This is a genomic window from Rugamonas fusca, assembly GCF_014042365.1.
Classification (GTDB): domain Bacteria; phylum Pseudomonadota; class Gammaproteobacteria; order Burkholderiales; family Burkholderiaceae_D; genus Rugamonas; species Rugamonas fusca.
In genome coordinates this window covers 50,405-61,288 of record NZ_JACEZS010000017.1, presented here as the reverse complement: position 1 = coordinate 61,288, position 10,884 = coordinate 50,405, and the positions used below count along the sequence as shown (strand labels likewise).

General features: G+C 50.6%; 8 protein-coding genes and 1 pseudogene. 3 read left to right on the top strand and 6 right to left on the bottom strand.

The features are described from left to right. Positions 1 to 139: 139 nt before the first annotated feature. The 3 genes from H3H36_RS18660 to H3H36_RS18650 are packed head-to-tail and all read left to right on the top strand — an operon-like array spanning position 140 to position 3,497. Complete coding sequence (locus tag H3H36_RS18660) at positions 140 to 1,714, top strand: recombinase family protein (RefSeq protein WP_182219602.1); 1,575 nt, start codon at positions 140 to 142, stop codon at positions 1,712 to 1,714. Then, positions 1,711 to 2,616 (top strand): ParB/RepB/Spo0J family partition protein, encoded by a 906-nt coding sequence (locus tag H3H36_RS18655; protein WP_182219601.1) that lies wholly within the window; start codon positions 1,711 to 1,713, stop codon positions 2,614 to 2,616. Before H3H36_RS18660 ends, H3H36_RS18655 begins: the two co-directional genes overlap by 4 nt. 2 nt (positions 2,617 to 2,618) lie before the next feature. Then, positions 2,619 to 3,497 (top strand): plasmid partitioning protein RepB C-terminal domain-containing protein, encoded by an 879-nt coding sequence (locus tag H3H36_RS18650; protein WP_182219651.1) that lies wholly within the window; start codon positions 2,619 to 2,621, stop codon positions 3,495 to 3,497. Between the two features lie 896 nt (positions 3,498 to 4,393). Here H3H36_RS18650 and H3H36_RS18645 read toward each other — a convergent pair. From H3H36_RS18645 to H3H36_RS18625, 6 genes and pseudogenes are all read right to left on the bottom strand, one after another. Further along, positions 4,394 to 5,968: a hypothetical protein gene (locus H3H36_RS18645; protein ID WP_229219983.1), complete on the bottom strand. Its 1,575-nt coding sequence runs from the start codon at positions 5,966 to 5,968 to the stop codon at positions 4,394 to 4,396. Between the two features lie 3 nt (positions 5,969 to 5,971). Next, a pseudogene (locus H3H36_RS27745) lies at positions 5,972 to 6,310 on the bottom strand (TniQ family protein); the annotation flags it as partial. 26 nt (positions 6,311 to 6,336) lie between these two features. Further along, positions 6,337 to 7,347, bottom strand: coding sequence for a TniB family NTP-binding protein (locus H3H36_RS18640; RefSeq protein WP_182219599.1), 1,011 nt, complete (start codon positions 7,345 to 7,347; stop codon positions 6,337 to 6,339). Then, positions 7,337 to 9,331 (bottom strand): TnsB C-terminal domain-containing protein, encoded by a 1,995-nt coding sequence (locus H3H36_RS18635; protein WP_182219598.1) that lies wholly within the window; start codon positions 9,329 to 9,331, stop codon positions 7,337 to 7,339. Before H3H36_RS18635 ends, H3H36_RS18640 begins: the two co-directional genes overlap by 11 nt. Further along, positions 9,312 to 9,953, bottom strand: coding sequence for a TnsA endonuclease N-terminal domain-containing protein (locus H3H36_RS18630; RefSeq protein WP_182219597.1), 642 nt, complete (start codon positions 9,951 to 9,953; stop codon positions 9,312 to 9,314). Before H3H36_RS18630 ends, H3H36_RS18635 begins: the two co-directional genes overlap by 20 nt. Before the next feature lie 259 nt (positions 9,954 to 10,212). Further along, complete coding sequence (locus tag H3H36_RS18625; RefSeq protein WP_182219596.1) at positions 10,213 to 10,623, bottom strand: helix-turn-helix domain-containing protein; 411 nt, start codon at positions 10,621 to 10,623, stop codon at positions 10,213 to 10,215. Between the last annotated feature and the right edge of the window lie 261 nt (positions 10,624 to 10,884).

Sequence of the window (10,884 nt, the reverse complement as noted above, 5' to 3'; positions counted from 1 at the left end):
GTTCGGTATTTTCGGCCCATTGTGCTTTCGATCGACTGGACAAGTAGGTTGCTGCGGAATGCGCCTCGGCCAAGCTTGGTCGCGGCGAAATGCTAAGTGATCTGAGCGCGTGCATATCAAAGCGGAGGGGGCCGGTGTTATGTATCTAGACGAACAATCAGCGGGCGTGCCTGACCGTCCGAAATCTCAGGCAACTTTTCGTGCTGCTGAATATGTGCGGATGTCTACCGAGCATCAGCAGTATTCGACTGAGAACCAGGCTGACAAGATCCGCGAGTATGCACAGCGGCGTGGTATCGAGATCATTCGTACCTACGCGGATTCCGGCAAGAGCGGTCTGCGCATCGATGGCCGGCAAGCCTTGCAGCAGTTAATCAAAGACGTTGAGACGGGCAATGCGGATTTCCAGATCATCCTTGTCTATGATGTGAGTCGTTGGGGGCGGTTTCAGGATGCCGATGAAAGTGCTTATTACGAGTATATTTGTCGGCGCGCTGGCATTCATGTGGCTTATTGCGCAGAGCAGTTTGAGAACGACGGTTCTCCCGTGTCCACGATCGTCAAGGGCGTCAAGCGCGCGATGGCCGGCGAATATAGCAGGGAGCTCTCGGCCAAAGTATTCGCCGGTCAGTGCCGCCTGATTGAGCTGGGTTTTCGACAGGGCGGGCCTGCAGGGTATGGGCTACGGCGCGTCTTAGTAGATCAGACGGGGGTCTTCAAAAGCGAACTGACTCGGGGTGAACACAAGAGCCTACAGACGGACCGCGTTATCCTGCAACCTGGGCCAGATTCGGAAGTGCGTGTTGTCAACCAGATCTACCGTTGGTTCGTCGATGACAATTTTGTGGAATCTGAGATCGCAGAGCGGCTCAACAGCCAGGGCATCAAGACTGACCTTGGCCGCGCATGGACACGGGCTACGGTCAGAGAGGTGCTGTCCAACGAGAAATATATCGGAAATAATGTCTACAACCGCCGATCATTCAAACTTAAGAAGCATCGTGTGGTCAACAGCCCGGATATGTGGATCAAAAAGGAAGGGGCATTCGATGGTATCGTCCCTGCAGAGCTTTTCTATACTACACAAGGTATTTTGCGCGCACGCGCGCACCGATATAGCAACGAGGAACTAGTCGAAAAACTGCGCAGCCTTTACCAGCGACATGGATACCTTTCGGGATTGATTATTAACGAAGCTGAAGGTATGCCCTCGGCGGCAGCCTATGCACATAGGTTTGGAAGTCTGATCCGTGCATACCAAGCAGTTGGTTTTACGCCGGACAGGGATTACCAGTACCTCGAAGCTAACCAGTTTCTGCGGCGCCTGCATCCAAAAATCGTCACTGAGACTGAACGAATGATCTCTGACGTAGGTGGTGTGGTTGAGCGTGATCCGGCCACAGACCTTCTGAACGTCAATCGAGAATTTACGGTCTCGTTAGTGCTGGCCCGCTGCCAGTCATTCGACAATGGACGACGTAGATGGAAGGTGCGCTTCGATACGACACTCGCACCGGATATTACGGTGGCTGTACGCTTGGATAGTGAAAATCAAACTGCTCTGGATTATTACTTATTACCTCGGCTCGACTTTGGGCAACCTCGGATTCACCTCGCCGACCACAATGGCATCGAGCTTGAATGCTACCACTTCGACAGCTTGGATTACCTATACGGCATGGCACGGCGCAGTCGTTTACGGAGGAGCGCATGACCCATGACAAGGGCTATCAGCACTCTGAGTTGCGCATGATTCCATTGGAAAGGATTGACGTGCTCAATCCTCGCGACCGCAATAATCGAGTGTTCGAACAGATTGTTACCAACATCCAAAGCCTCGGTCTAAAGAAACCCATAGTTGTGACACCGCGGCCAGTTGGCGATGGCGTTCGGTACTTGCTCATATGCGGCGAAGGACGCTTTAAAGCATTTAGAAATCTTGGGCAGTCGGAAATTCCCGCGATTGTCATGAGCGTCGATGACGAGTCGGCTTTCATCATGAGCCTTACGGAGAACATCGCACGGCGCAAGTTCAGTCCGCTGGAACTGCTTTCCGGAATTGAGCAGTTGCGCGATCAGGGCTACGATAAAAAAGCTATTACGGAGAAGACGGGCTTGAGCATGGACTATGTGCAGGGCATATTGTACCTACTCAAAAACGGTGAAGAGCGGCTTTTGATGGCCGTCGGTAGCGGGCGTATTCCGCTAAATGCCGCCATCACCATCGCCGGCGCAGGCAACGATGATAAAGCGATCCAGGCAGCTCTGCAGGATGCTTATGAGTCCGGCAAGTTGCGTGGTAGCCACCTGATCCAAGCGCGTAGAGTGATTGAACGCCGCCGCACACGAGGCCGAGGAATGGGCGGGAAAGTGACACCTCGCAACCATAATGAGGATGTCACCTCATCGAGCCTGGTGCGCAATTACAAGCGTGAAGTTGAGCGGCAGAAGCAGCTTGTTAGGAAAGCGGAAACCACGCAGCGCAGTCTTCTGTTCATCGTCGGAGCGTTGCGCCAACTTCTTATAGACGAGAGCTTTGGGAATCTTTTACGTGCTGAGGGACTGGATACATTGCCTCAGTATCTTGCAGACCGTGTATGGACGAAGGGAATTTGATCATGGGAAAGCCGCCTCTAGGCTTCTTGCCAGAACCATTGAGTTTAGCGCTTTCGTCGATTCTGCCTTCGCGAAAAATGCCGGATGGTTTGCTCACGTCACGAAAGTTCAAGCAAATTATCGCGTCTGTTGAGGCCATCGGCCTGATCGAGCCTTTATCTGTAGGTAAGCCTAACCGAGATAGGCAGTACATCCTGCTGGATGGGCACTCGCGCCTGACAGCCTTAAAACAACTTGGATTTGAAACGGCACCGTGCTTAGTGGCTCTTGACGACGAAAGCTATACCTACAACAATCGAGTAAATCGTCTCTCTAGTATCCAGGAACATGTCATGATCAGGCGTGCCGTTGAGCGTGGGGTTAAGCCGGAGAGGCTCGCCAAGGCGCTAGATATTGATATTAGCCAGATTCTGAAAAAGCTAAATCTACTCGATGGAATTTGCCCGGAGGCTGCAGAACTACTTCGCGATCAGGTGTTTTCAGCCAATCTAGGAGCGGTGCTGCGCAAGCTGAAGCCTACCAGGCAGGTCGAATGCGTTGAGTTGATGGTCAGCGCTAATAATCTGACGGTCGCATACGCGCAGGCCTTGTTTGCGGCCACTCCCAGCAATATGATTGTAGGGGAAACTAAGACCAGAAAGATGGCTGGCGTTAGTGCTGATCAGATGGCGAAAATGGAACGGGAAATGGGAAATTTGCAGGAGCAGTTCAAGCTAGCTGAGCAGTCCTATGGACAAGACGTCCTTAACCTAGTGTTGGCCAAAGGGTATTTAACGAAGCTGATGGCAAACGACGCGATACTACGTCATTTGAAAAAGCATCACCCTGATGTATTGAACGAATTCGACGCTATCGCCAGCATGGCGGTATTGGATAAATAACTGGCAGGTGCCGGTGAGGGCACTACTATCCTTCTGGATAGAGGCCCGCGGTGCTGGACGTGCCAGTGGTAGCGCGCTCTTTAACAATAGAAACGTATCAGGGCCATCGTTCTCAGGGCGGAGGGGTTACATCCGTGCAGACGATGATGGCCGACAGGCACGCCGCTGGCCTGCCAATTCGTGCTTCGCACGCGAGTGGGCAAACAGCGGCACCCATCTATAGTTGCAGCCCTTTCACCTGATACAGATTGACGCAGCTCAATACGCCACACCATCATTGTTCATACACTTCTTCATGGAGGTGCAATTGAACGAAGATCTGAGGAAAGTACAGAAAATAATTGTGGCAGCGCTTGAGCTGAAGGCTTCTCACGGCGTCTTCTTTTCTGCATGTATGCTACAAGAGGCTGACGTGAGTCTCGAAGTCGCGATATTGTTATTAACTAACTCGCTGAGTTTGGCGAGCTCAACTCTCCTTCTTTGCTATGTGCGGCTGGGTTGAATCCAAGGAACTCAGATCAATATTGCTTTTGCTTGCTCGTAGAAGCTGGACCCTTCGTACTATGGAGGCTCTTATGTCTCGGTCGATAAGTCCGGCATATGGTGATGATTGCCGCAATCTATTCGCACGTTGATCGAGTCCTGTCATGGCAGCGATGACATCTGCATCGCTGCCCGTCGTCATAATCGCTCGCCATTCTTGAAATGCAGAGCACCAAGTTCCGTTCGACTCCCACCGATCCAAGTTGGAAATACTCCACTGCCTGATTGTTGAGATATCGAAGGCATCTACGCAGGCCTTCGCTACCAGGAGCTTCTGGTAGTCAAGGTAGTCATGGTCGTTGTGCATCTTGTTGATCCTTTGCTCTTGGAAGTCTATGTAATCGTCATCATTCTTAGCCTGGGGTATGGGCGGCGAATGAGGCACAATCTACGGCGTCAGCGCATTGATGTTCCGACTGGCTTGTGTCTGTGCATTTGCGACCGGCAACGATTCTATCCATTGCTGCGAAAAGTAAGTGATCCCTTGAAAATAAGAAGATTTCGCCCTTGTCGATTTTAGGGGTGCTGACAGGACGAATCCCTTGTTCAATTAATCTTGGAACGAAGTAGGCAGGAATCAGACTAAATTGGGCTTCTAGCTCATGGCAAAATACAAAGTCTTCTGAGAATTTTTCAATATCTTTTTCGTAGACGAGAACATGATGTCGTTCGTAGTGGAGGACGAAGCGTAGTTTTGAACTATAAATGAAGGAATACACCGCCTGCTGACGGATGCCAAGCTTCCTAGCAGTGTCTGGAACCGATAAGAATCCTTCCATGCTGACTTGACGCTGTTCCTGAATCCAATTGAGCAATGAAGTTCGATCAAATAACCAAGTGGGTAGCTGAAATGTCGAGTTCGATACGGCCACGGGACATAGGCCCTTGTGGATGACAGCCAATACCAGCGCGGGGAAAAGGTATCGTTCCCTGAGCCAATAGCGCAGGGCATATCCCAGTGAGATGAGATCAGTTCTGTCTTTTTCGTCTACCACAGGAAGGTGTGACGCAAATGAAAGAAGGGCTATCACATGATCATGGGGGATTCCCCATCGTGATGTGCTAGAATTTTTTGGCTGGAAGATCGACTGGATCATCTTCCCGTTTATAAGTTGCATAGCTCGTGACTTGGTGAGTCCGAGCAGCTGGTAAGTTTGTTTGAAATCAATGACATTTTCGAGTGCTTTACGAATTTCTGCGTTTTGCTTGCGGCTCACACACTTTAGTGAGCGGCCTTTCGGAGTTTTATGGACATAACACTCGACCTTTCCTTGATCGATAAGTAACTGGATTTGGCGCGACGTAGTTTTGAGCTCTTTTGCCATCAAGCTTATTGGAATCCACGTGTGTCGGTGGCGCATGTTTGATGAAAATCTCGAGTTGCGCTCCGCGAGTGACCCTCGCCAGGTGCGCGATATGTATCCTTCGAAAGCTTGCAACAGAAATGAATACTCGGGGTCCTTTAGATTTCGGTAGACGTAGTGATAAAAGAAACCAAATCGTTTAGATAGCCGTTCATCTTGAACGTCTATTTCGCCAGTCTTGCGCAATGAAGCGAGTAGCCCGTGGAACTTGTGGGGCCAGTGAGTAAGTATCTCTGCGGCTGCGCTGACAAGTGGCCGCGCAACAGCAATGTCGTGTAGGTTGCTGATTTTCTGCGAGAACTTCCGGCCCTCATGCTTCGCGTATGCGCCAAGCATAAAAGTTACTTTGTTCAATTGTTCAAGCGACAGTTCAGAAAGGTGGCGACGACTCGTTAGAAGCCGATGCAGCTTGGCATGAAATAGTTGTGAAAGCGTTTTATCAGCAGTGGAGCACGGTACTGCACTGGCTGTGGAGAGTGGAAAGCCGCAGGCACAATTCAAGAGAGTTGGACGATGCCAATTCAATTTTTTCCCGCAACCTGGACATTCTTCGATTAGCTCCACGCTGTGTTGATGGCAGCACGTAACAAGAGTCAACTCCCATTCCCATCTCCATTTGGCCGATTCGTTTAAGCAGCAGGGGCAATAGCGGCTGTATCGTTGATTCCAAAGCGGTGATGATCCCGATGCGGACGCAAACTGAGGAGCGATCTCTAGTAGCATTGTTCGATTCTGCGGCCATCGGTCAGCACCAAGCCGCGTCTCCAATGCATCAAGCGAGGGCTTTCGATTCGGCCAGAGCTGAGCTATGCCGCTTAGGCCGTTCGCTTCCGCTAGTCGCAGGAGATATCCGTGAAGTCCCTCCGTGGAGACACGTGCAGGCCGTGAAAGCAGAATCGGTTTCACTTTAAGATCCTGTGTACGGTACTTATTCAATCTGCATCCTCGCTCGTTGCGCCTGGTAGAAGAAGCTTATCCCGGCGCTCAAATGGTTCTCCTAATTTATTGAGAGGACGAAGTTCTGCATCGGGATTGAAAGGGTTAAGTTCTTCAGGCGCGTTTCTCCATACTGATTCTCCAAATGCTTGGAAAAGAATATCCCAATCTATGCTTGGGTTTTTCATGCGGCCTGCAATTTGCACGGCTTCGTCGATGATCTTTGCGATGTAATCAATCAGCCCATTAGTGGCAATGAAGAATCGCAGTGCCAGATTAGCCTCATGAAATGCAATGCAGCTGACCGGAACGAATTTGTGAACAGTCTTTAGCAGGCCTCGAAATTCATCTTGCGCCTCGTCGGTATGGAAGTTAAACGGCCGCAGGAAAAAAACAGAGGAGAAGCGTCTGGCGAGTTGTTCGTTCATACGAATGACCTCTTCAGCCCGTGGTAGCCCAACGACGACTACAGGTATGCGAGCGACATTTAAGACGCCCTTTAACCAGTCTGCTACCTGGTTCGCAACACTACGACGTCGCGAATCACAAAAATGCTGAAATTCGTCAATGATGAGTAGTTCTACGTGACAGGCAACTAGCAGCTTGAAGATACGACGAGTTTTTTCTTCGGTGGATCCCTTGTTGACATCTGGATCGCCCAGTGCATGAAGAATCGCCTCGGCGAGATTTTTTACAGTAGGCATTGCCGGAGTCTGGACGACGAGGATTGGAACCATTGTTTGTTCGGGGTGCTCAGTTACTGGAAAACTGTCTCTGTAATGCTCAATTAAAGTTGTTTTACCAGCGCCGGACTGGCCAACAAGAAGGAGCCCTCCGGCGATCTGTGCATGGATCCCGCGATTGTGGACGTGGGAGATTTTCCGCCATCCTTCACGAAATGCATTGAACTCGATTACTTGGTGGCGGATTGAAAAGCTAATGTATTTGCCCTTGTCCGCGATATGGTCGGGGCGGGCGGTACGCGGAGACGTCGAGTCATTGGGCATCTTTTACCCCCAAGCTGCGTGCACTTCGAGTGGAAACCTTAAACGATGGCAAGTCATCGTCTAGGCCTGAATCGAGCTGAAGAGTCTGTTTGAGCTTCACGGATTTCGGTTTAGTACGAGCCTGCTCAATGGGCGACTGCGCCTCCTTAATGACTGCTTCGCTGTCACGCTTTTTCAGGGTGGCGCCACGCTTTCGCTCTCTCATTTTCTTGTTCTTGATGGCGTCAGAGACCGTTTTTTGGATTTCATCTTTGACTTCTAACAACCTGGATATGTTGACCCTGCTTCCGTGTTGTTCTCGAACTGCTGCTTGAATCAGAGTGTGAACGTGTCTGTTCAATCCTTGCGCGTAGTCCCAATCTACGGCGGGAACGCGAATGTAAGTTTCGGTCGGGGGATGAAACGCATGGATGTAAGAGACGTCGTCTTCGTAGTATTTGAGCTTTATTTTGCTGCGGGCATCGGAGCCAAGACGGAGAAAAATGGTTTGTAGTTCCTCGCTGTTGTACATGAGGTTGTCTACTTCTAAGCCGTATCGGAAAAGCGTGCGTTCGGTAGGGATGCCAACGAGGACGTCCAATTGCTCGGGATAGGCGGGCAGCTCGATGCAGCAATCTGGAGCGCTCTCGTACCATTTATCGAGCGGAGTCATGCCAAGCTTACGATGCTTCGAGCAGTGATATATCTCCACGACCCATTTGGTGAGCAGATGCATCAAGGTCTTCAGATCAATGGCAGCGAGTTCTTCTGAAGGATAATCGCCACGTTGTTTGACGTTGGAGAAGACTGTGCCGGGCAGTCGGTGGATGAGTCCTTCACTGATTGTTCGGAAGAACCGTTCGACCGAGCCCTTGTATTCAGGCTTCTTCGCAGGACAAAAAAGTAACTGAATGCCCAATTCGAAACAGATATCGCTAAATGCCGCAGAGTGAAGGTCCATGCCGTTATCTGTAGCGATCAACTCGGGGATGCCGTGGCAGGGCCATTTTGCCTGGATATCCGGATAGTTACTAAGCCAACCGTCTTTAGGCAATATCGCACGTTTGATGCACTGAAGTATGGTGAAGGACGACGGTTCATGGAATGCGACGTAGAAGCCCAAGATAGCTCTGCTATATTTGTCTATCGCGACGGTGAGCCAAGGCCGCCCCAATGGCAAGTTGGTTTCCTCATCGATAATGAGTAGGTCTAGTGGAGTGTGGTCAACCTCAATGCGCTCGAGTATTTTGCCGACTTTCACCGTTCCTAAGACTGGACGATACTTGCGTTCAGCGGCATTTTTTCCTAGACGAGCGCGATCGACAATTTCTTTCTCGAGGCCTTCCAAGCGACGGTATACCGTTGCCCTGGAAGGGCAGCGGATGTGGGAGGATCGATCAGATGCTTTGTTCGCTTTTTCCACACGAGAACGCACATCGTTATAGACATCGGATACTGAATGCTGTTGCTGATTAAGATAGAGTGTAGAGATTGACTCTTCCAGGAGGTCATCTGCCGCATTGCTTTTGGGGCGTCCAGAGCGGTGGCGCATACTGACTAGCTGTGCTCCGGACGGTGACGTCCGATAGGACTTCAGCCAACGGTACAACGTCATTGGACTCGGTGGTTTGGGATCACCGATCATTGCGGCAATCTTGTTAATTTGCGGCTGCAGACGCTGACGCACCGAAGTGACAGGGCATCCGTCGAGGGCCACAACGTACTTTAGGCGCCTCAAGGACTCCGTGCGGATGCTCTCCGGGTAGGTTGCGAGATCCCGCGGCGTTGCGATGCGGAACACGGAGTCCGGATCGGATAGGCAGCTCTCATCAATGACCAGCTCCCGTTTGAGCCATCTGGAGAGCAGTTCCGGCTCGGTGTAAGTGACGATCTCGCCGGCCTCATCTTCCAGTTGAAGTTTTTGATTTGCGAGACGTCGAATCAGTGTCCAGGTCCGTTGGCGCTCATTGAAGCGCAGCCCTTTTCTAAAAGTAAAGCGAATCATTGTTGCCTCCCGATGGTGGAAAGGTAATTGGAGTGCTGCTCTGGATTGGCTTGTCGAAGTCGCAGGAGGCAAGACCCAGCGCGAGTAAGCGATAGACGGCGTGTGGCCCATTTAGCGCTGTGGCGAGATACTCGAATGTCCAGTCATCGCGACGGCGTAGATCGAGCAATTGCCATGATGTTGGCTTGCTGGATGTTCGAGATTTCAGGTGGTACGCGCATCGCGTGAGATTGGACAGCCTTGGCTGCCGGCGGATTTCTTCATCGGTCAGAATCCAGAACTGTCGCGATTGGCGCTGATAGTTCGAAGCAATTAGATCAAAGCGTTGGGAGACGTCTTTTTGCGCCAGCTTCTTTTGAGGCTTAACCTCGACGTGTGCTATTGATCCGTCTCGCATGGTCAATGCGAAGTCAGGGTAATACTTTCTAGGGGCAGAATCCTCGTAGTACAGCTCGATAGATGGTTGTTCTTCATAGGAGACTACTCCAGGGGAGAGCTCAAAAAGAACAATGGCATCTCGCTCTAGGAGAGATTCCCAGGCCACCATGCGTTGATTTTTTGTGGATGGGAATACACCACGAACTCTACGACCCGATCGGGTCACGACCTTTCTTGTTGCCATAGGAGATACCTCTCGCTGATAGTGAGTGCAAGATGAATTGGCGCTAGGAGTAATCCTGGCGACGTACCCGCCACTCACGAAATTTCAGGAAAAAAGATCCCTGCGTTGAGTATTAATTCAACGCGGAAGTGGTATAGATCTGATGGGAGCGGCTTGACGCGCGCGATCGGTAGCGAGATACTGAGGATTCCTTAGGTCTTCTGTAGCTCGCAGCTATGGCTTACCAAAAACGGGGCAAGCCGATAGGTTTGTCCCGTTTTTACATCTGAGCCTCCGTTTCCTTTGTTTTCAAGGACAGCAGGCGGCCTTCCTTTGGCGGAACCTCCAGGCTCAAGAGTGCCAGCATTGCTTGCCATTGCGTCTGCGGGAGCCGGTCAATTTTCTCCCAAAGTTGGGAGCAGAATCGGAAGGCTTCTGGAGGGACATCACGCGGAAGGGTGTAACGCAGTTGCGACTCCTTGACCGCGATGGCGAGCTCGGCCTGCTCCTGGCTCGTCATTTCGAATATTTGAACCAGCTTGGCCAAAAATTCTTCATTTGAGGGATTCTTTGTCCCAAGTTCCAAAGCGGAAATGTAGCCTTGCTCGTATCCCATCAGCTCCGCCATCTGGGTCTGGCGAAGATCATGACGAATTCTGAGTTTATTTAGGTAAACCGAAAACGGGCTCATTTTGGGTTATCCGACAAAGGAAGTTAACGTCATAACCCTATCTGATTACAGTAGATTTGTAAATAAGTACTTGATTTTAAAGGATAATGATATAAATATATCATTTCCAACGTTGGAAATCCAAATGGCAACACGAGGTAATTTGGCTTCCTGTTACCCTCTTGGAAACATATCTGAGGCTGAAGGTGGATTGAAAACGGCTTTTATTTGTGTTCGTATTTCTTTAGACCAAACTAGGAAAATGAATTTTTCCTGGGGGCC